20 protein-coding genes and 1 riboswitch are annotated in these 22,195 nt (G+C 51.5%); of the genes, 3 read left to right on the top strand and 17 right to left on the bottom strand.

What is annotated here, in order from left to right; translation table 11 throughout:
• Window positions 1-38 precede the first annotated feature (38 nt).
• From ACXAFR_RS04210 to ACXAFR_RS04175, 8 genes are all read right to left on the bottom strand, one after another.
• Complete coding sequence (locus ACXAFR_RS04210) at window positions 39-1,535, bottom strand: CoA-acylating methylmalonate-semialdehyde dehydrogenase (RefSeq protein ID WP_475172348.1); 1,497 nt, start codon at window positions 1,533-1,535, stop codon at window positions 39-41.
• Between the two features lie 11 nt (window positions 1,536-1,546).
• A complete protein-coding gene (locus ACXAFR_RS04205) occupies window positions 1,547-2,719 on the bottom strand; it encodes an iron-containing alcohol dehydrogenase (RefSeq protein WP_475172346.1) in 1,173 nt (390 codons plus the stop codon).
• A gap of 479 nt (window positions 2,720-3,198) precedes the next feature.
• A complete protein-coding gene (locus tag ACXAFR_RS04200; protein WP_475172343.1) occupies window positions 3,199-5,181 on the bottom strand; it encodes a M12 family metallopeptidase in 1,983 nt (660 codons plus the stop codon).
• A 302-nt stretch (window positions 5,182-5,483) separates the two neighbouring features.
• A complete protein-coding gene (locus ACXAFR_RS04195) occupies window positions 5,484-6,413 on the bottom strand; it encodes a helix-turn-helix domain-containing protein (protein WP_475172340.1) in 930 nt (309 codons plus the stop codon).
• 178 nt (window positions 6,414-6,591) lie between these two features.
• Window positions 6,592-7,194 (bottom strand): PqiC family protein, encoded by a 603-nt coding sequence (locus ACXAFR_RS04190; protein WP_475172332.1) that lies wholly within the window; start codon window positions 7,192-7,194, stop codon window positions 6,592-6,594.
• A gap of 2 nt (window positions 7,195-7,196) precedes the next feature.
• Window positions 7,197-8,855: an intermembrane transport protein PqiB gene (gene pqiB / locus ACXAFR_RS04185; protein ID WP_475172327.1), complete on the bottom strand. Its 1,659-nt coding sequence runs from the start codon at window positions 8,853-8,855 to the stop codon at window positions 7,197-7,199.
• Window positions 8,852-10,159, bottom strand: coding sequence for a PqiA/YebS family transporter subunit (locus ACXAFR_RS04180; protein ID WP_475172320.1), 1,308 nt, complete (start codon window positions 10,157-10,159; stop codon window positions 8,852-8,854). Before ACXAFR_RS04180 ends, pqiB begins: the two co-directional genes overlap by 4 nt.
• A gap of 90 nt (window positions 10,160-10,249) precedes the next feature.
• Complete coding sequence (locus ACXAFR_RS04175) at window positions 10,250-10,585, bottom strand: MmcQ/YjbR family DNA-binding protein (protein ID WP_475172314.1); 336 nt, start codon at window positions 10,583-10,585, stop codon at window positions 10,250-10,252.
• Between the two features lie 312 nt (window positions 10,586-10,897).
• Between ACXAFR_RS04175 and ACXAFR_RS04170 the strand changes: the two genes are divergently transcribed.
• Window positions 10,898-11,824 (top strand): glutaminase, encoded by a 927-nt coding sequence (locus ACXAFR_RS04170; RefSeq protein ID WP_475172309.1) that lies wholly within the window; start codon window positions 10,898-10,900, stop codon window positions 11,822-11,824.
• A 496-nt stretch (window positions 11,825-12,320) separates the two neighbouring features.
• Window positions 12,321-13,631, top strand: coding sequence for a DUF4861 domain-containing protein (locus ACXAFR_RS04165; protein WP_475172307.1), 1,311 nt, complete (start codon window positions 12,321-12,323; stop codon window positions 13,629-13,631).
• 75 nt (window positions 13,632-13,706) lie between these two features.
• On the opposite strand, the gene ACXAFR_RS04160 is transcribed toward ACXAFR_RS04165, so the two are convergent.
• Together ACXAFR_RS04160 and ACXAFR_RS04155 are read right to left on the bottom strand one after the other, a co-directional pair.
• The gene (locus ACXAFR_RS04160; protein WP_475172304.1) at window positions 13,707-14,096 is read right to left on the bottom strand and encodes a YkvA family protein; all 390 of its coding nucleotides are present in this window, start codon (window positions 14,094-14,096) and stop codon (window positions 13,707-13,709) included.
• Between the two features lie 10 nt (window positions 14,097-14,106).
• Window positions 14,107-14,466, bottom strand: a complete 360-nt coding sequence (locus ACXAFR_RS04155; RefSeq protein ID WP_475172298.1) for a DMT family protein — start codon at window positions 14,464-14,466, stop codon at window positions 14,107-14,109.
• Between the two features lie 177 nt (window positions 14,467-14,643).
• Between ACXAFR_RS04155 and ACXAFR_RS04150 the strand changes: the two genes are divergently transcribed.
• Window positions 14,644-15,855: an MFS transporter gene (locus ACXAFR_RS04150; protein WP_475172292.1), complete on the top strand. Its 1,212-nt coding sequence runs from the start codon at window positions 14,644-14,646 to the stop codon at window positions 15,853-15,855.
• Window positions 15,856-15,880: 25 nt separating this feature from the next.
• Here the strand turns inward: ACXAFR_RS04150 and ACXAFR_RS04145 are convergent, their stop codons facing one another.
• The 7 genes from ACXAFR_RS04145 to ACXAFR_RS04115 form a co-directional block, all read right to left on the bottom strand.
• A complete protein-coding gene (locus ACXAFR_RS04145) occupies window positions 15,881-16,444 on the bottom strand; it encodes a hypothetical protein (RefSeq protein WP_475172290.1) in 564 nt (187 codons plus the stop codon).
• 258 nt (window positions 16,445-16,702) lie between these two features.
• Window positions 16,703-17,488 carry a CPBP family intramembrane glutamic endopeptidase gene (locus tag ACXAFR_RS04140; protein WP_475172287.1) on the bottom strand — a complete coding sequence of 262 codons (786 nt, stop codon included), beginning with the start codon at window positions 17,486-17,488 and terminating at the stop codon, window positions 16,703-16,705.
• 91 nt (window positions 17,489-17,579) lie between these two features.
• Window positions 17,580-18,353: an EAL domain-containing protein gene (locus tag ACXAFR_RS04135; RefSeq protein WP_475172284.1), complete on the bottom strand. Its 774-nt coding sequence runs from the start codon at window positions 18,351-18,353 to the stop codon at window positions 17,580-17,582.
• Window positions 18,354-18,513: 160 nt separating this feature from the next.
• Complete coding sequence (gene ribB, locus ACXAFR_RS04130; RefSeq protein WP_475172278.1) at window positions 18,514-19,170, bottom strand: 3,4-dihydroxy-2-butanone-4-phosphate synthase; 657 nt, start codon at window positions 19,168-19,170, stop codon at window positions 18,514-18,516.
• 107 nt (window positions 19,171-19,277) lie between these two features.
• Window positions 19,278-19,419, bottom strand: a riboswitch (FMN riboswitch).
• 125 nt (window positions 19,420-19,544) lie between these two features.
• Window positions 19,545-19,937 carry a DUF805 domain-containing protein gene (locus ACXAFR_RS04125; protein ID WP_475172274.1) on the bottom strand — a complete coding sequence of 131 codons (393 nt, stop codon included), beginning with the start codon at window positions 19,935-19,937 and terminating at the stop codon, window positions 19,545-19,547.
• A gap of 115 nt (window positions 19,938-20,052) precedes the next feature.
• On the bottom strand, window positions 20,053-21,225 hold the full coding sequence (locus ACXAFR_RS04120) for an acetyltransferase domain-containing protein (RefSeq protein ID WP_475172271.1): 1,173 nt from the start codon (window positions 21,223-21,225) through the stop codon (window positions 20,053-20,055).
• 31 nt (window positions 21,226-21,256) lie between these two features.
• Entirely contained in the window at window positions 21,257-21,844 is a 588-nt protein-coding gene (locus ACXAFR_RS04115) for a TetR/AcrR family transcriptional regulator (protein WP_475172269.1), read from the bottom strand.
• Window positions 21,845-22,195 lie beyond the last annotated feature (351 nt).

Genomic DNA, 22,195 nt, shown 5'->3' with positions numbered 1-22,195 from the left:
ACGATGGGGCGATGCAACACCGCCCCGCGGACGCCGGATTATTTCATAGTTGGCATCGTAAAGTCAGCGCCGGCTCGAATGCCCGTCGGCCAGCGTTTGGTAATGGTTTTCATACGGGTAAAAAAACGCACGCCGTCAGGCCCGTGCATATTCAAAGGACCGAAGATCGAACGCTTCCACCCACCAAAACAATGAAATGCCATGGGCACAGGAATCGGCACGTTAATACCCACCATACCGACCTGAACGTTTTCTTCAAATTGCCGTGCTGTGTCCCCATCCCGGGTAAAAAGGGAGGTGCCATTGCCGTATTCATGGTCATTAATCAACGCCAACGCCTCATCAAAACTGCTGACACGAACCACGCATAACACAGGCCCGAAGATTTCTTCCTGATAAATCCGCATGGATGGGGAAACCTTGTCAAACAAGGTCGGACCGACAAAATAGCCGTCGCCAGCTACTGGGTATTCTCTTCCATCGACCACCAATTCAGCGCCCTCTTCGACACCGAGACCAATATACGACAGCACCTTGTCTTTATGCTGCTGTGTTATCAGCGGCCCCATATCCGGTTCCGGAGAAACACCGGTTCCTGCACCGACGGTCATACCATCAATCTGTGTTTTTAGGGATGACACCAAATGATCGGCGACCTCATCCCCCACACAGACGGCGACAGAAATGGCCATACACCGCTCACCGGCCGAGCCATAAGCCGCTCCCATCAACGAGTTGACCACTTGCTCCGGATCGGCGTCGGGCATAATTACCATGTGATTCTTTGCCCCACCCAACGCCTGGCAACGCTTGCCATTCGCCGATGCCGTGGCATAGATATATTCAGCTATGGGCGTCGAACCGACGAAACTCACCGCCTGAATTCGATCATCATTCAACAGGGTATCCACCGCTTCTTTATCGCCGTTGACAAGGTTAAACACCCCCTCCGGCAACCCTGCTTCGGCGAGCAACTCGGCCAGATAAAGCGGCGCACTGGGATCTTTCTCCGACGGCTTCATAACAAATGTATTGCCACAGGCGATGGCGACGGGAAACATCCACAAGGGCACCATCACCGGAAAATTAAAGGGAGAAATGCCTGCACATACGCCCAGCGGTTGCATCAAACTGTGCGAGTCAATTTGACGACCGACGTTTAGGGAATGCTCGCCCTTACCCGCCTGAGGAATACCACAGGCAAATTCGACAACTTCCAAACCGCGGGTAATTTCGCCTTGAGCATCGGAAAGCACCTTGCCATGCTCCAACGAAATAAGCTCCGCGAGCTTCTCACGATTGTCTTCAACCAGCGCTCTAAACTTAAAGAGTACCCGTGCACGAATCACGGCGGGCGTTTTCGACCATTCGGGAAAAGCGGCCGCTGCTGCGGCAATCGCAGATTTGGTTTCGTCAACACTGGATAAAGCAACCTCAGCGCGCTGCTCCCCTGTTGCGGGATTAAACACCGGCGCCTTGCGCATGGATTCACTGACAACGGGCTGATTGTTGATGAAGTTTCCTAAAACATTCATGATGATCACTCCTAATTCCAAACCTTTCGGTAGAGTTGAACCATTTCTGCAATGGTCGGCACTCTGGGGTTGTTATTCGGTGAGCCAGACGCCAACGCTTGTTCCGCCATGGTTTCTGTCAGCTCAAAATAGCGCTGTTCCTCGACACCAAACTCCGCCAAGCTCGGCACGGCCAGTTCTTTATTGATCGATGTGAGTTCGCTCAGCAATTTCTCATTGGCAACAGCGTCCGTGTCAGATTCACTCGCTACGCCAATCGCTCGCGCACAATCGGCATAGCGATCCGTCGCGGCGGAAATCGAAAACTCGGTGATGGCCGGCAGCAACATGGCGTTTGACATACCGTGGGGAACATGAAAGAAGGCGCCGATGGGACGACTCATACCGTGAACCAAAGCAACTGATGCATTAGAGAAGGCAATTCCTGCCAGAGTTGCCCCCATCATCATGGCTTCACGCGCCGGTCGATTTTCCGGCTCAAAATACACGGTTCTCAAGTTCGGCCCGATCAATCTCATGGCCGCTAACGCTTGTTGATTGCTGAAACTGTTGGCTTTGGCGCTGACATAGGCTTCGATGGCGTGCGTCAAGGCGTCGATCCCGGTATCAGCGGTGACCCGCGGCGGCGCGCTCATGGTTAGTTCAAAATCGATCAACGCCGCAACCGGCATAAAGCCAATGCCCGCACACAACATTTTTTCGTCGTTGTCCGCGTCGGTGATAATCGTAAAACGCGTCGCTTCAGAACCTGTCCCTGCCGTTGTTGGAATGGCGATCACCGGCAACCCTGGCTCAGTGACATCGCGGGGGAACTTGTAGTCGCGCATGCAGCCGCCGAACACCGCCAGAATGCCAATCGCTTTAGCGGAATCGATAGGACTGCCACCGCCCAGCGCCACCAGGCAGTCAAAGGGTTCAGAGTCGACACCCGCCCGCGCCAATTCGACACCGGCGTAGATCGAGGCTTCCGTAGGCTCCGGCACGGTGGCATCAAAGACGGCGTAGACAAAACCTTCCGCCTGCAACAATTGCTCAAGCGTGGCAACGTAGCCCAGCGACACCATAACGCGATCGGTAATGATCAGAGGTCTTGCACAGCCCAGTGAGCGTAAAATGGCGGGCAGTGCCTTAGACGCACCGGCGCCGGTTTCCAATACTCTGGGGAGAACGAGTCTGTGAGTCATATGCGGTTCTCTATCGTTGTTATCGTAAAACTGCGGTTATCAAATTCTTATAATGAGACTTTATATCTCATTACCTGTTTTACCGGGAGCAAGGCATTTAGTCAAGAAACAATTAAAACGAGACTATTTGTCTCATTTTAGAAGGAACAAATGGGAGGATGCTCGATTGCGTCGAATCGACCTCAAGGCGCGAATAACCAAACGACACCCAAGTCATTCACTTTCTTTATGCCTGATAGAGGATCAGCTCATCTGCACTGAATGCCGCTACGAGCACGAAAATGAGAGGGCCTTTTGCAATGGATATGCAAAGAGCATTTCGGTAAGAAAGAGATGAGCCGGAGCAGCAACGCGGTTACACGCTGCGCAAACCTATGGTTCGACGAAGTGACTTGCTGAATGAGCTTCAATGTGGGGCCTTCTGACTCACCTGAACAGGAAGATCACGGCACCTCCCGGTGCCGATCTCTTCGTGAAACCTAGTGCCGACTGATGTCGCCAAGACCTTGGCCGTAATCCGAGCCATTCCCGGACGCGGTCATTCCAGCACCGCCCAAACCGAAGGCGCCCCCATTCGCCGACATCGACGCCAACGAGGCAGATTGATTGGGGGCCTCAAAGATCGCTCCACCATGCTCGCCGTTATCCGATGCCACCAACTCAGGGGTACTGATCGGAATGGCGGACGCACTCTCAGGCAACACCAAACCACCAAACCCGTCAGTGATTTCCTGAGAAGGGGCAATGACCGACGATTGTCCGTCGTATAGCCCACCAAAGGTTTCCAATTCCTGCTCGGCGTAGCTGACCGCATCGGCCGACATGTCAGCACTGGCAGCGCTATCACCCGGTATGGGCATCTCAAAATCGACCATGCGCAAGCCTTGTTCCGCCAACTCTTCGTGTTTAGCCACCAAACTGGAGTAGGTGACATTAGCCCACAGTGCGTACTTATCCGTACCTGGTCCAAAAACTCCTGAGTACCGTTGGCTAGACCCAGACTGATGGATATTGATGTCTGTCAGTCGCAAGCCGTTCGCACTGAACTCTTGCCACTTCGCCAGGAACGAGGACCAGGTGGCATTAACCCAAAGACCGTGCGCTCCACTGCCTGCGAGAAAGACACCCGTATAACGGTTTTCGCCATTGACTCGCTGCACAAACAGATCTTTTAGACGCATGCCCTGACCGCTCCATTCCGACCATTTCGCTTTAAAGCTCGTCCAGGAGCTGTTCACCCACAAACCATGCGCCCCAGTGCCGGCAACAAAAACGCCTGAATAGCGATTCTCGTCGCCAACCCGATGCACATGCACATCGATCAAACGCAGTCCCTGGGCACTAAATTCCGACCATTTTTCTTTAAAACTCTCCCAGGTGACGTTAGCCCACAAGGCGTAAGCGCCGGACCCAGGTAGGAAAATGCCGCTATAGAGAGTTCGACCATTGACCCGCCGGACATGAATGTCTTGCAGGCGCAGTCCCTGACCACTCCACTCAGTCCATTTGTCGGTAAAGCTCGACCAACTGGCATTGATCCACAGAGCGTGTTTACCCTCAGCGGCGCGCCACACGCCCGTATACCCCTTCTCGAAATACCGCTCGTACATTTTGGCAAGGGTTTGGCGATCAGTGTAAGAGAGCCGTTCTCGCTGACCGATCTCGACGCCTGACTGCTTGGGCGTCAAGGTATCGATGGAGCCATCGATCGCAAACTGCCGACGTCCGTAATGCATAATCGACCCATAGTCATAATCAAAATAGGATTTAGTTGATGAGCCTATCCGGAAGTTGGGTTTGCCCTTATCGGTAATGTTGTCCCAATTAACATCCACAAAGTCGTTACGATCTGGTCGGCATTGCTCATGGGTGATTCCAGTAGCATGACAGCATTCGTGCACCACGATTTGCCAACTGTGTTTATCGGACACCAGCATTTCTTGCTCGCCGCCGCGCATGCCCAGCGCCGAATGACTCGTGTTGGCATTGCCATTACTTCGGATCCGCACATAGTTCGCCTGAGTGGTGCGCGACTTAAAGCGAATGGGGGTATTGGACTCCATGTGCGCAAACGCATCGCGAAGACGTTGTTGATCGGGAACGTCCGTGTCTATGGTGTAATACACGATGCCATTTGGCCACAGGTAATCCGAATCTTCCGCAAAGCCTCCACCGGATTGCCGAGCAGTGTCACCGAGGCCACCATGCTCCATGGTAGCGGCGGAAGATCTGACTGGTGCAATCGGTGGCGCCCCCTCTTCAACTGTTCGAACCTCCCCGACACGGCCGATGATGATACAACCATCACCCATAACGCACCGGCCCTCTTTATCAACGGTGTATTCGACAATCTCATTGCGAAAACCTGGCCCTGAAAAATACGCCTTGCCAAGTTTTCCGTCTAAAGACTCGGAACCCGTATTCAACTCCGAGCCACCGTCTTTTGCTTTCGAGTCACTCATATTATCTCTCCTATGATCATCATTTCGCAGGTTCAAAATCGATCAAAAGCTTGGGCCTCGCTACCCAGACCGATCTGTACAGGTCGTCATCCACAACCGGAAAAATGTTCGGCGTGCGTGATTACCTTTTCGATGTGAAACCACCAGGCGTTGACCAAACTTATATCGCCAACAGCGAGAATCGGTGTGTTTCTTGATGAACATAGTTGCAGGTTTTCTTGCGGGAGATACTCGGATTATTGCGGAGTTTTATAGAAATCTTGCTCAATTCGCCAACCGACAGCAAGCGATTATTACGCGCCTTAAAAGCACGTTGCTCTTCGATAAGCACTCGGGGTGAAGCCCGTCATCTGTTTAAACACCTGACTAAAGTTGTTGGTGTTATAACCCACATTCATGGCTATCAGGCCAACCGGGAGATCAGTGGTAGACAACAATCGTCGCGCCTCTTTCATGCGCTCGCGAACTAAATACTGATGAGGCGGCATACCGACCTTTTGTTTAAACACTCGGACAAAATGATACGCGCTCATGTTTGCTATTCCCGCCAATACCTCTAGCGACAAATCCTCATCAAGCGCACTGTGGATGTAGTCGATAGCTCGTAAAATACCAGGGTGCTTACCTAACCCTCGACAGTCATCAACGATGGCAGGAAACGCGCAGTAATGTCGCAACAGATGAACGGCCAACAACTGTGCCATCGACTCCACGTACAAGGTTCCAAAGGCCCGGTTACTGATGGCTTCGGATTTCAACGCCAGACCCAACTGGTACATCAACGGATCGCGCACACTCATTCGGTGCGGCAATTCAATCGCCGCAGGGACCTTTGTTGCAGACTCTGCTGCGGCTCTTTCCAATAGAGCTGGAGAAAGATGGATATAGCACACAGACAACTCTTCCCGATCATCGCACAAGGTGTTCCAGCGGGAATCTCGGCCATTGGCAAACGCTTGGCCGATCAGCCACTCCCCTTGGCGCCAGGTGTAGGGCTTCCACGCCCCTTGGTTGAATGAATACTGCCCTTTCACAGCACCATGATCGGAAAACGCTAATAGATGTTCACTGGTAGCAGGTCTTGGTGCGCCCTGGCAATGGCGTGGATGACTGTATCGGGTGAATAACAAACCACTCCACGGCTTATCCCGACTGGTGAGCTCTACCTGGCCTGGATGATATTTCTCATAATCCTTGCCAGCAATCGCTGAAGGGGATTCTGACGGTGACATGGGGAAAACCTTTCTACGCCGATATTGACGTATTCACTCTTATAGAGTGGCAAGCATAGCCCCCGGGACAAAGATGCTCTTCCCCCATACGGGGGGATTTTCGTCAGCTTGCGACGCGCTCAAGCCCCCTAGAGGGCGAAGAGAATAGCGACCGACAGCAGGCAGACGGGTAAACCTCTCAGCGCTCTTGGCTGGACACCACGACAGGTAGCTGACGGGCGATATCATCAACGAGCTCTAACCAGCTCGCCGACAAGGCTTGTACCATTGCGGTATAGCCATCCTCGACTTGATCGCGCTGATTCGTGAAGGCTTTGACGGTCAGCAATTGCCCCCGATCATCCCATAACAACCAGCGACCCGATAAGGTGATTTCGCCCGCGCGGCTGGATTGGAATCGATCGACGCGTATGGACAGGCGCCACATGGGCTCCACTCGCTCACCAGATAACAGCAGTGTCGTCTCAGGAAATCGTTGCTGTAAGCGGTCGAGCGTCAAAGAGAGCATCTGTTCTGACAGAGGTTCAGCCCAAAAATGGCTGGAGGCTTCATACACTTCGCCACTGTTTTCAATCAATAAGATGGGCGCCTGGCGCAAATGTTCCGACAGCTCGATGTCTTCCAGAAGAATGGCGCGACCTAGATCGGCACCGCCGGGCATCGCTGCCACGAGGGGACTTTTGGGCAAGAGATATTTTTGCGGGACCAATGGCGCTTGCGTTGAGCACGCAGACAACCAAAAACACAAAACGAAGAGCGAGATGCAGCGTTTGATGATCATGGTTATTCGCCCTTATTCGCCGCTTCGGGTTGGATATCGTCACTCGGCTCTCGACCAAAGAGCAACGAATTCGGCTGATGCCGCAACTCTCTCAGCAAACCTTCCATCTCAGACAGAGTTCTCTGCAGCGACGATAAGTTGCGTTGCAATTGCGTGCCCACCACACCGTTTGACTGATACCCCGATAATGTTGTCCTCAATTCATTGAGGCTCTGGTTGAGGCTCTCGGGCAATTGCTGAGTTGATTCGAGAGACATCAGGTTTCGAAGCTCTCCTCCAACCTTATGCAATTCATTCAGCGCCTGCTCTGAAGCTTCCAGGGTCGCATTTAGGTCCGTCACTGTCTGCTGCAAGGGCAACTCCGCCAAAGTCGTCAGTAGGGTCTCCACTTTTTGCTGCATAGACGCAAGACTATCGCCAGTGGTTGGGAAGATTGGATAGCCAAGATACTCGTCGTCATTGACTGGCTGGGCATTTTCTACAATATGGAGTTTCACCAGTTTCGCACCCGACAGCAAATTGCTAGAACTCAAAGTTGCTCTCATACCGTGGGCAAAAGCGCCTTTAAGCAAGTCCTGCCATTCCCCCAGACTGAGCGGATCGCCACTTAAGCTGTTCTCAAGACGCTGAGGCTCTATGCGTACTAAAACCGGTACCACCGGCCGATCAAAATTACGAATGGTATCCAAGGTGGCGCCACTGAAGGGTACTTCTTCTACTGTGCCGAGGCGAATGCCGTTAAGCTCCAAAGGCGCGCCCGGGTTTAACCCCCGGACGCTGCCATTAAACAGCATGACGTAGGATAAATATTTGGTGTGATGATTATCCCGCGCCTCCTCTTCTGAGCTGAACAGTCGAAATTCTGACAGATCTTCAACCGGATGTGTGACCGCATTGTCGAGTACCGGTCCAAAGCTGATACCACCAGAAACCAAACTCTCCAGAGAGTCGAGCGATATCTCAACGCCATCGGCAGAGCCTCTAACGGAGAGTCCCGGCGTCATCCAAAACTGCACATTGCTATCGACCAAGGCATCAAACGGGGCACGAATAAACAACTGGTAAGTAATGGCACTGCGTTCGATATCAAAATCGACACTTTCGATAAAGCCCACTTCATAACCACGAAAGTGTACTGGCGTTGCGACTTCCATTTTCGAGTGCTCTCTGGAGTACAGACGAATACGGATGCCTTCACTTTCGGCTGTAGACAACGGCGGCTGCTTTAGAATTTCAAAATTTCGTTTTGACGCGCCTTCCGATGACGGCGCCATATTGATAAAAACGCCCGACAACAGGGTTCCCAGACCGCTGATCCCCGCCTTTCCTATGCGAGGTTTTACCACCCAGAATTCGGTTTTATCGGTCAGCATATCTTGCGTACCATCATCCATCTGCACGGTGATAATGGCGGAATGCAAATCGTCCGTTAAGCGAATGGCGGTCACTTCTCCGATATCGACGCTGCGCGCTTTTATCTTGGTTTTACCCGCTTCCAGACCATCGGCATCATCAACGGTTAAGGTGATCACCGGGCCGAGTTTTGAATAGTGATCGTAGAGCATCCACATCGCGACCAGCAACGCAATGAGGGGCACCAGCCAGATGGAATTCACATGGGGTTTGCGGATGGATTCCAGGTTTTCAGATGTCGAACTCAATGTGGTGTTTCTCCCGCACCATCCCAGATTAAACGCGAATCAAAGCTCATCGCTGCCAGCATCGTCAGTATAACAACACCGGCAAATGACACAGCGGCGACACCGGGAATCACATTCATCAACGCCCCCAGCTGTACCAATGCACTTAAAATAGCCACGACAAACACATCAACCATTGACCAGCGCCCGATAAATTCCGTCAGCTTGTAAATATGTTGACGCTGCCCCGGTGTCACCCCCGGGCGATTTCTGACCTGCCAAATCAACCAGAATAACGCCAGTATTTTGGCGATGGGTACCAACACACTGGCAATCAAAATAACCAGGGCAACAGGGTAAGAGTGCATCCCCCAAAGAAGCACCACGCCACCGATAATGGTCGACGGCTCCGCCATACCGATAAAGGTTGTCGTCATAATCGGATAGAGATTGGCGGGGATATAGAGAATGCAGGCGGCGATCAACAGGGCGCAGGGCGTTGCCAAACCACTGCGGCGCCTGGTCAGGGAATGAAGACAGCGGGGACAGTTTGTCGCCTGCACCGAGACCACCGAACCACAGGCATCGCAGCCCCTCAACTGCTGGGCGTGAGCGGGTCCAGCTTTAGCCTCAGAATCGGTCATCGGTGCCACCAATTGCGCCCACAACAAACGTTTATCAAGCAGCGTCGCCAATCTTGCCAACAACACCACCAACGCACAAAAGGCAAAAAACGATGGCCCCAGGGTCACCTTTGCCATGCCGTGTAATTTGACCAGCGCTACCAGACAGCCCAGCAAAAAGACATCGATCATCAGCCAGGGCCGAATTTGCCTGAGCAGATGCAGTAGCCAGAAATGATAGCGTCGAGGGGGAAACTGTCGGCGCAGCACAATCGCTAGCGATAAGGCAGCCAACAGGAAACAGAGAGGGAGAACAAACAGAAAACCCGCGACCAGCAGCGCCAGCCCGGAAAACTGCTCGGCAATCAAGATCGTCACACTGTCCAGCAGCCCCATGGTCTGGGACAAACCTTTGGTGGAAAAACCGACAAACGCGAAACTCACAGAGAGCAAGTACATCAACAGCCCCACCAAACTGTTCACGTAAAGCTGGGACACCAGTTTAGGGTGCAGACTGACCAGAATATGATGGCAACGCTGACAACGCAGACGCTGCCCTGTGTGCATCGACGGCAGCACGTTTACCCAGTCGCAGTGTTCGCACACTGTCGCTGTGCCGCTCAGTGGGTGGGGTTCCTGACCATCCCGAGGTGCCTTGCTCTTTGCTGCGTGCGGTTTTTTAGCCTGTCGATCTAGCGGCATAGTTCCTCTGCCATTGCAGAAACTCACGTTCCTATAGAAATGGCAGTATAGTTTTTTAGTCCAGCAATGCCCACTGTCGGCAGGCGATGATCACGCCGCCGCAGACGCCAGTTCCAACGCCCGACGATAGGAGTCGTCGATCAAATCCACCAACTCCTCTTCCGGGTAGTTCTCGACTCGTACGATGGTAATCCAGAGCCCGCCGGGCTTGTGCGCTTGACGCGTCCTGGGTGGATTGTGGAGTTCTTCGTACAGGCTTTCCGGCACACGCAGGGTAAACTGCCACTGGATGGGTGCACCGGTTTCAAAATAGGCAAAAATTTGGCCTTGAACCTGAAAGGCGACCTGGGTTCCCGACTTATTTAAAGAGATTTGCTGGCTGTCGGGTCGATTCCGACAGTAGCGGATAACCTCTGCACATTTCACGCTGCTTCCCCCATCCCGGTGAGTGGTGTTCCTCGCTCGCGCAGCCTGCAGTCACATGCGCAAGCCCTGGTGGTCAGACACTGGAGCAAAAATCATACACACCTAAGCCGGAGCCGCCACTAACCGCAGACCTCTCTACAACAGTGGGCTTCCGATACCTTTGGGGAAGCCGCGTGAGCGAACGAGGACGTTGAAAACCCCGCAAATCCGCCGAACACGCCCATCGATTGTGCCAAAACCCACACACGCATCCCCTTGCCGACATCGCTATAATCAGGGACAAGAGAAATCAGAGCAGACTGGCGCCATCCCATGAACATTCAGGCAATACTCGACAGAATTTACGCCGAGGTCGCAACACAAACGGATCGGGGGGCTGTCGCAGACTATATCCCTGAGCTTTCTCGAATCGATATCGATCAGTTTGCCATGGCGGTCGTCCTCGCTGACGGCAGCCACTTCCAGATAGGCGACAGCCAACAGCTGTTCTCCATTCAGAGCATTTCCAAAGTATTTACGCTAACGATTGCGCTCGGGAAAATAGGCGACGAACTCTGGTCACGGGTAGGTCGAGAGCCTTCTGGCGACCCCTTTAATTCCATCGTGCAACTGGAGCATGAGAGCGGCAAGCCTCGCAATCCGTTTATCAATGCCGGGGCTATCGCCGTCGTGGACGCTATCATGATGGGGCACAAGCCGAAAGAAACCCTGGCAGAACTCATCCAGTTTGTCCGCTACATCGCCAATGATGACAGTATTGGTATCGATGAAATGGTCGCCAGATCCGAGCTAAAAACCGGTAACCGCAACGCCTCTCTCGCCTACTTTATGGCCGCCTTCGGCCGCATGAAAAACCCCATCGAGTGGGTATTAGGTACCTATTATCACCAGTGTGCGATTTCTATGAATTGCGAACAACTGGCCAGATCCGGACTCTTTTTGGTCGGCGACGGAAAAAACCCCATTACCGGTGAGCGGGTCGTGACCGCACAGAGAGCTAGACGCATAAACTCGATGATGATGATGTGCGGACACTACGATGGCTCTGGCGAGTTTGCCTTTCGGGTCGGTTTGCCGGGCAAGAGCGGTGTCGGCGGCGGTATATTGGCCATCGCCCCGGGCAAAGCGTCTATTGCCGTATGGTCACCCGGTCTGGACAGATTCGGCAACAGCAAACTTGGCACCGACGCCCTGGAACGGCTGGTCTCCCAGACCGGCTGGTCTGTTTTCGGTGGTTGAGCACAAGGGGTCGTCTTGGCAAATTGCCGCTTAAACCTTGGCCCGCTAACAGGCGAATGGTAGAGTAGTGAGACAAAGAGGTACACAACAGGCATCACGGTTGGTTTTCCCACGCCGTCGAGTGAGCTTTCTGTCACCAAATGGTGTTGATCAAGCGACTGCACTGCCATAAGGATCCAATCATAGAACTGGACCAACATAAACCTCAGCGATCTCAATAGATCGCACACACTAGCGTACATCGACCATAACGAAACCAGTTCGACTCTGGTAGAGAGATGCTGCGCCCATGTTTTTCAAATTGACAACTTCCTTCGTAAATTCACCACGCCTTTCTCTCAAAAATTCGATTAGAAAACCTCGAGACGGAGACGGTCTCACGACCAGAATTCCAGCCTACTCCCGTTTTTATCCGTCTTCAAAAAGCAGATTTTTCGGATAATCAATCAACACCCCGCACGCCATACATTCACCAAGCCTATGGGATTTTTTAGGTATGACAGCAATAAGATTCACCACACCGCAGCCACGACTTAAACGCATTCTGGGCAGTCTTCTGATTGGCGTTAGCGCCAGCTGCGCAGCCCAGGCAGCACCTGACAGCATACTGCTAACTAACCAAAGCGACGTCAATCTAACCGACAAACCCGTCGCTATTGCCAGAGCCGATTTTGGTAAAGCCGCAGATGATGGCAATTATCCCGTATTCTTAGATGCTGACGAGCAACCATTGCCCGCTCAATTGCTGGATCAGAACAGCGACGGAATCTGGGATGAAGTGATGCTCCTGGTTGACCTCAAAGCCAAGGAAAAAGCCAGCTACCATCTGGAATGGCTGTCTCAGGAACCGGCCTACCCCAAACGCACCAGCGTTCGTTTTGGCAAGCGCGATTCCGCCTCCAGCCCAGTCACGCCTCGAAACGAAGAAACACTGGCTGCAGACAAAGTCCACAAAGCGCTCGTCTATCAACCCTATCAGACCGATGGCCCAACCTGGGAAAACGACAAAATTGGGTTCCGTCATTATTTTGATGGTCGCAACATCAAAGATCTTTTCGGTAAGCGCATTCCGGCTATATCACCGGAAAACGTTGGTGTCAGTGCCGATGGTGCCGTGGTCGACAACTACCACACCATGGCACCCTGGGGCCGGGATATTTTGCCGGTCGGCACCTCAGTGGGTCTTGGTGGCTTCGCACTGCTAAAAGATGATGCTCTGTTAAAAGTGGGCATTCTTCCCGACGCAACATTGAACAACGTCAGCGAGAGCCACTTTTCCATTCTGCAGGAAGGCCCGGTGCTCTCGTCTCTGGAGCTCTCATATAACGATTGGCATCCAACGAAAGACCATAGCTATAACGCGAAAGAGCAGATTCAGATTTGGCCAGGTCATTACGCCTATCAAAACACTGTCTCCGTTGAAGGGCTCGAAGGCGATGAGACCCTGATGGTTGGTTTACCGAAAGTCGCGAGTGAAAAACCGTACAAAGAAGTCTTCGCCAACGATCAATGGGTCGTGCTATCAACCCATGATCAGCAAACCTATGATCGCGAATGGTGGCTCGGCATGGCGATCATTGTTCCCAAAGAGCGCTACGAGGGAACCATGAAGGCACCGGAAGAAGGCCCCGTCACCCACTCCTATCTGGCGAAACTAAAAATCAACGATGGTGACTCCGTTACCTACTATGCCGCAGCGGGTTGGGAGTTGAGTGATCCACAATTTAAAGATGAGGCGTTTTTCAACGCAATGGTGGAAAACCTGGTTAAACAGTTGAGTGCACAAGTGAGCGTCAGTCTACGCTAACATCAAAAGCCTCTGAGGTCGCAGTGGACTTCAGGGGCAACTCTTTAGCTCAGCTCATTTCAGTTCAATCCAACACTATCCGATGTCGGAGTGTCGAAAGACAAGACATAGAGCCCCAACGACCAACAACGTCCAGCTTACCAAAATCGCGACCACCGTCCCGCGAATCCACCCTGCTCCCACCTGCAAATCACCATCAACTTGCCGCTCTGCCGCCAACCATACCTCTGGAGGAATTCTGTTTTTTATCAACCAAATGAGTAGCGGGATGAGTATTAATTCGTCAAGCATCCCGAGGACAGGAATCATATCGGGAATAAGATCGATCGGACTCAGAACATAGGCGATAGTCAATAAAATCAGGCAATGTGTCATTCGATCCAGCTGCCCATTGAGCGCAAGTGCTTGCAAGACTCGCAATTGCCGATACAGTTCTTGAGCCCATTGCTTCAATGCCTTAAACATGACAGAGGTATTAACCCAGCCGATCACGAAACATAAAAAACACAGCCCCCAGTAAACATAAACCCGCCCAGAGGTAGTCGAACTTTAATGGCTCACGGAGATAAAACAAGGCGAAGGGAACAAAGACCGTTAGCGTAATCACTTCTTGGATAATTTTCAGCTGCCCTACACTCAACACCGTATAGCCAATGCGGTTTGCCGGTACTTGCAAAAGATACTCAAAAAGCGCAATTCCCCAACTGATCAGCGCGGCCACAAACCAGGGCTTCGCGTTTAACGATTTGAGGTGCGCGTACCAGGCAAACGTCATAAAGACATTGCTGCAAAACAGTAGCGCTATCGAAATAACAACAGGGTGAATCTGCCCCACACGGACTCCTATTATTTTGTTCGCCCACTCCGCCATGGCAAACCACTGACTCTGTAAGCAATGAGATCGAAAAAGCGCTATCGCAGCAAAATCACCGCGTCAGCGCAAGGTGATTTGCACACGCCCAAGGGTTAACGGTATTCTGACCTCGCCAACCTAGCGTTAAGAGGTATTTTCGTGACATCTCAATCTGCCAGTCTGCGCAGTGTTATCATCTGTGCCTGCGCGCTCTTAATGCTGTCATTCGGCTTCCGCGCCGGTTTTGGCTTGTTTATGCAGCCGATCTCCGTAGCCAATGGATGGGATAGAGATGTTCTCTCCCTGGCTCTAGCCCTTCAAAACCTGGTCTGGGGATTCGCGGCTGTTGTAGCTGGCGGGCTTGCCGATCGCTTTGGCAACCTCAAAGTTTTGCTCGCTGGAGTTGCCTTCTACGCCATTGGCATGTCAACCATGGCATTTGCCCACTCGCCTCTTGCCATGATTCTCACCGCCGGCGTTCTGGTTGGAATCGGCGTCGCCGGCACATCATTCGGCATTGTGCTGCCAGCGCTAGCGAGAGCAGTGCCCCCAGAAAGACGCGGCTGGGCCATGGGCTTGGGAACGGCTGCCGGAAGCTTCGGCCAGTTTCTTGTGGTCCCTCTGATGCAACAACTGGTTGATTTTTCCGGCTGGTTTATGGCGTTACAATGGTTGAGTCTGGCAGCGTGCCTGATGGCCGCACTGGCTATTCCTCTGGCCCCCTACGGAGGCGCGAGTCAATCTCAAGGCCAGGTTATTGATATTCCCCTGAAAGACGTACTCACGCGAGCACTGAAACTTAGATCTTACCAATTGCTAACCTTAGGGTTTTTCGTCTGTGGATTTCACGTTGCGTTTATCACCGTGCATATGCCGGGTTATCTGGTCGACCTGGGATTTGACCCAAAGGTAGGAGCCTGGAGTATCAGTCTGATTGGACTCTGTAACGTCATTGGCGCCTATGTTGCTGGCATACAATGCGGCAGACAACCCATGCGAAAAATTCTAGCGTTTATCTATCTGGGCCGAGGCGTCGCTATCGCCCTGTTCCTCTGGCTCCCCATTAGCCTAGGCAGCATACTGATGTTTAGCGCCTGTATGGGTTTCCTATGGCTGGCAACAGTTCCGCCCACATCAGGTTTAGTAGCGGTATTTTTCGGCACCCGTTATATGACCTTTCTCTACAGTATTGTTTTTCTGAGTCACCAATTAGGTAGCTTTATTGGCGTATGGCTAGGCGGCTGGCTTTATAGCCACTACGAAAGCTACATGGGTATCTGGATACTGGGAATTATTTTAAGCTTGGTCGCCGCCGCCCTACACTGGCCCATTCGCGAGGAAGACGCCAGTGCCAGCTTACAGCCAGCTTAAAAGTCATGACGAGAAGGTACTTTTGTCACTTTTGCAGTTTGTCCAACTGGATTGCGCTGGCGTATTGCTGAACTTCTGCCGCGGAAACTCCGCTTCCTGTCAGCGTGAATAATACGGCGCCATTGACGACAAATATAAGTTCAACACTGTCGTCCTGAATATCCAGCTTACCTGTGTTTCCCTGCACTTTTACCACTTTGCCGCCACTCATGGAGATCATGGATGGATTGCTCATCATGGCCACCGTACTTTGCAGCGTTGGTGAATCCATGACCAAAGAGATTTCTAAGTAGGCATCACTACCTTTGTAATATAAGCGACTTGCCGAGGCGCCGCCGCCCATCATGGATGCTGCAGTTGCCTCGCTTTGCGCGGGATCTGCTTGCCAACCGTCCAGAGGCTCTGGAAGCACCTCAACGACTTTTTCGCCCTTTTGCTGTCGAATGAGCGTCGAGGCGTAATCTAATTGATTCACGGCTCGCGTCAAATCACCACTTTCATAGTAATTCAAGCCCTCTTGAATCGCATCTGCAATGTCATCTGCCCATACGGGGGCAGCAAAAAATCCACCCAAAAAAGCTGCGGACAAAAAAGCACACCGGTTGGTCGAATGTTTTTTAATCATATCGTCCCTAATTTTGGTTGTGGGCCAACAAGGTGAGCCGATTCTAATCTGTGACAGCCATGGGGACTAGCCAAATTTACTAACCCGTTGATATCAACAAAACACAGGGCTGCATCGAACATACCCGGATGCATTTTAAAACGTGTTTGCAATACGTGTCGTCATAGCAACTTACCCAGTAACAACTCGTAATAACACGAATTGAATGATCATTGATGAAGGTTAGATCAAAGACAACAGCCAAGGCAAAAGATTAACGCCACAGTGAGCGGCGACCGCCGCCAGCAAACTGCGAGTGAGTAAAAATACGGCCCCGTACAACACTCCAGCGATACCGGCCATAAAGACAAATGACCAGCCTCCCATAGGATAATGAAAACCGCCAAAAATCATCGCAGATAATGCAAGCGCAAGCATGGGTCGCAATCTAAACACACTGCCCAGTAATGCGAGCATCACACCGCGAAACCAGAATTCCTCCGCAGTACAGGTGACAGTGAAATTGGCCAGCAACGTCGACGGAGTATAGGTCATCCAACTTAATTGCCAGTGCCACTGCATGACAATAAGTAAAACCAGAGCACCGACTGCGACAGCGGTCATCATCCACCGCGAAGACACGGGAACGGCAGTACGCAGTCGCAATTGATCAACAATCGCTAAGCACAAAAGCCCCGCCATCGCTTTACCACTGTTAAAAGAGATCTGAAGATCTGCCGGCAGATGTAATTGCGGGCGCTCGTAAGGAGAAAAAACCATCAATAATGGGATCGCCAAAACATAGAGTGCTAGAAATTGCCGATCATCTACCTGCAATAACGCCGGCAAGCGCAAAAGCACTAAGCTCGTCAGTATGATGACGAAATGAAGCTCACTGAGAATTCCCAACTGGGAGAGATACCAAGCCAGTCCTCCTAAACCAAGATCCAGGATCCAGCGGCCATAAGGAATGCGGTGTGTGTTTAGACCAATGACTAACAGTAAGATGTAGGGTAAAAAAATAAGCATGTAGTACACAAAACAGCGACGACTGAAACTATAGTAGCATCGACGTCAGCGAATTGCGTGTAAAGGGGTCTTTTAAGAAAACGTAAACCGGTTATTCTTCAGGAAAACAAGCAGGTTCGACAGCAGGCGTCTGCTCAAACCCCGGCTTGGCAAAGTAATAGCCTTGCATAAGGTCGATGCCTATGGAGACTAAAAATGCCATTTCTTCTCGCGTTTCTACACCTTCAGCAAGCACACGAATGCCCAAATCGGTCGCCATCGCAAAACTGTGCACCAAAATACGCTGGCGTACCCGATCTTCGTGACATCCACGCACCAAACTCATATCCAGCTTAATGATGTCTGGCTGAAAGTCCGCCAGTCGACCAAGACCAGAATAGCCAGATCCGAAGTCATCTATCGCTGTCGCAAAGCCCATATCCTGGTAACACGCGAGAATATCAGCAATATGACGATGGTCTTTGACAGGTTCGACTTCGGTTAATTCGAACATAATCTGCTCGGCAGGAAACTGAAACGTACGAGCAGCTTCCAGGGTTGTTCTGATGCAAAGCTCCGGACGATAAACAGCATTGGGGAGAAAATTGATACTGAGGGTTTCCTGAATGCCCAGCTTAGATGCAAGAGCAATGGCCTTAACCCGACATAATTGATCAAAACGATAGCGATTGCTGTCGTTTACTTTGGAAATAACCGACCAGGCCGACTCATTGTTTAATCCCCTCGCCAATGCTTCATAGCCAATCACTCGCTTTTCCTGACAGCTAACAATCGGCTGAAATGCCATTGTAAAATCAAAATCAAGGGGCGGCTGATCCACACACTGGCGGCAGTTTAACTCTTGAAAGTCGGAGGGTTTATCCATAGCAATCACCGGCGTCGCAATACAGTTTCAAATCACCCCGAAAGCGATTAAGCCCTGCGACAGGCTTAACCCGGTGGAGAGGTCGTCTCTGTAGTATAGACAGCCGAAGCTTATGCGGAGGGAAAACCTCGGAGGCTCCAAAGGAGCCTCCAGACATACATCAAGCTGTCATTTCCGACGCCTGGGAACGCCAGGCGACAATGTCTTCGATGGTCAACACAGGCATATCATGTTGTTTCGCAAAGGCGACAATCTCTGGAGTTTTGGCCATAGTCCCGTCCGGGTTCGTCAGCTCGCAGAGCACTCCAGCAGGCGCGAGTCCCGCCAAGGCCATCAGATCAATGGTGCCTTCGGTATGACCACGACGGGAGAGCACCCCACCGGGTTGCGCGATGAGAGGGAATACATGCCCAGGGCGGGCAAGATCATCCGGACCTGCCCCTGGGTCAATCGCAGTTTTGATCGTCGTGACCCGGTCAGCAGCCGAAACCCCGGTCGTGACGCCCTGGCGAGCTTCGATAGAGACAGTAAAGGCGGTTTGATTCGCACTGGTATTGTTGCTCACCATCGGCGGCAGACGAAGGCGCAACGCGGTCTCCCGCGGCAGACAGAGGCAGACAATACCACTGCATTCACGGATCAGCAGCGCCATCTGCTGGGCTGTCAGCGATTCCGCCGAGTAGATAATGTCGCCCTCATTCTCCCGGCTCTCGTCGTCGAGCAGGAGGACTCCCTGACCAGCCTGTAAGGCCTTCAGAGCATTGGCAACACGGGTAAGAGGATCGCCGAATTCGGCGAGTAGAGACGTCTGATTCATGGTTTATCTCCAGCAATGACCAGAATCAGGGCGTTAGTGAGGAAACAACCAAACAGCATACAGCGCCAGCAGATCGCCACCGCGATCGCCGGAAACAGGTGTACATTTATGATTCTCTCTCATCCGGACTGTAACCGTCGGCTCTGGCTTCTCACCAGATCTGCTGACCTCGACGTATCGAGCGCTCGTGGGCTCACCTAAAACAGGCATACCACCGGTGGGGAATTTCGCCCCGCCCTGAGAATATTCCGTTAATTCGTATCGAAACAACGACCGCAGAGGTGTTCTACGGCCGGAAGATGATAGAGAGAGACACATTTAAAATCAAATGTGCCTGGGCGGCGGCCAAGCGATGGGCCTCTGGCCAACCTCAATTAATCCTCTTCCTCGAGAGGATCGGGACCAAAGCGATTGGGGCCTTCCGTTCCGCGCAAAAAGCCACATTCAATCAGAATCCATATCGAACCAATCACCGGCAATAAATTAAGCAATAACCACCAAGCGGACTTGTCGCGATCATGCCAGCGCTTGGTTTGTAGCGATAATTCGATCCACAGTGCGACTAACGCGATAAACGTCCCTGCAAGCCCCGACTCAAGCAAAGCTTCGCGATCAACATTAATGCCCAACTGAGTTCCCAAATAACTGCCCAACGCCATAAAACAAATGTGAACAGCCCAAAACGGCAAGCGACTGATTCTCCCCTCAAACGAGAACAGCAGTGCACTTAAACTTTGGGACGGCGGACTGCCGTTGGAATTTTCCATAGATTCCTACTCTCACACATCTAAAAACTTGGAACAACTGGTGCCATAAATACGGATACCGACAGATAGCAAGATCAGTCATGCCTAAAAGGGCTATCTCCAACTGATAAATACGTTAAAGCATTCTCCAGAATGAAGTAGACGGATGCGACGACTTAAAATGATCATATTTTAGACAGGCAAAATATAAGACGACAATACCGAGAGCACCTACAGAGAGACCCACAAGGTAAGACGTTCCCGACCGAAAAAACGCAGCGCCCAGTATGGCGTAGAGATAAAGGTGAGCAATATAGAAAAATAAGGGCGCTCGACCAAAGGTGATCAAGACTTGAAATAACTGCGACGTCTTTTCATAAAAATAATGAAACACCCCCAACAGCAAAAGATTCGCGCCGACCATCCACAGACAAAATACCAGTGAAGGAGGATATTTAATAACATTTAAAAATTCGATTACGCTGCCATCTCGTGGCAAACGTAAATTGCCAACATCACCACTCAGGCGCAATATTACGCCAATCCCTATCATAGAGATTCCCAACCATGTTATCCGGGAAAAAAAACCTGTGGGTAATTTTGAGTGTGACAGACCTAAGGCAACACCAAAGAACGCAATGGCTAACCAAGGTAGGGTGGGATAAACAACAACGACCGGGCCTGTCTGTCCGGCGACCAGAAGCAATCGCTGCCACAGAGCAAAACTCGCATCAACTTGGCTTTCATCTGGCGTATAAAGATGGCAGAGGATAGCAATCAAAATCGCCAAGGCAATACAAATCAGCGGCCAACGCTGCAATAACGGCACTAAACCACCGATTATCGTCATGCAGGCGCCTAGGGCAAAGATAACCGAGATATTGATATAAATATCGCCGCCGCTGCCTGGAGCAGAAATACCAACACCCTCTTGCGCTGCTGACAGAAAACCTATCGCCCAAGCCGGGGTTTCCACAAACTGACTGATCGCGACCAGTAGCAATCCCCGCTTCACAAGAAAACCACAAATCTGGTTAGAAGACCAGCCTTCCAGTTGCCGGGCCTGCAGCAGTTTTGCTATCCCAAATCCCATCCAAAGAAAAAAACCGGGCGCACATAGATGACTGAGAAAACGCAATAGAAATTGGAGAGAGAATGGATCCTCATAATAGGTCCAACTGCCGCCCCAAAACTCTGAGGAATGACGTCGAATCATGAGCGCCCCAACATGATCGAACGCCATGAAAATAATAATCAGCCCACGAACACAATCGACAGACTCAAGTCGCCTTGCTGTTCCCTTTGACATTTCCGCGTCACTCCATCCTTGTTGAAAAACCTTATTGGTTGTTTGCGGACGACATAAGACTTTCAATCGTTTCCAACAAAACGGTCAGCGCCAATTGTGTCGATTGATCATCGGAATTGGTTAGCCTGACAAGTTGCAAACCACTGAAGCTCCCCATAATCAGCGTTGCTAAAACTTTTGCTCGCGAAGGCGCAACACCGGCGCTCATTATTTGCTGCTGCAATAATAGAATCCAGGGTGCCACCATGGTATCCAGATAGGATTTATAGGACTCTGGATGAATCAGGGCCTCGCCCCAGATTTCAAACATTGCTCGCAGCGCGGGTTCCATCGCGTCTGCACGGGTCTCTTGCCAGAGCAACATCACCGTTTCTGCAACCGTTCGATCTTCTTTGAAACAGGCCTCCGCTCGTGTCACAAAATCAGCTTCAATGGCTTTGAGAACATCACTGACCAAAGCCTCTTTGGAACCAAAATGATGAACCAGCATACGAGCAGTTGTGCCGATTTCCTCGGCCATAGGGCGCAGAGAAAGATTGGCTACCCCATAGGTCATGACATAGTGAGTCGCTTTTTGTAAGAGGGCTTCGCGCACCGCAACATTTTTCGGTCTATTCATGTAACAACTGTTACACATACAATATTATTGGTCAACGCAAATGATATCTACCGCGCTAAAACTGTAATTTCAGGACGATTGCTGGCGCGCACGATTAAATCCTACGCACATACTGGCGCCAGCGTTGTCACACCAATGTTGAAATCAAGCTGACGAATGCCTTGCCAGATACCTATGTTAACGTCTAGAATTTCGTTAATTGAAACGTAACCGGTTTTTATCGAATCCCAATGAACAACGCTCTGGTCAAAATGGTCGTCCTAATGGTCGTGGTGGTGCTAGTACCGCTGCGGGGGCGTCCTATGGCTAAACGATAAGTCAGGATTCAAAAAACCCCCGCTTCGCAAGAAC

Source organism: Pseudomaricurvus sp. ABR4_320 (assembly GCF_056159445.1).
This window is presented reverse-complemented; position numbering and strand designations above follow the sequence as displayed.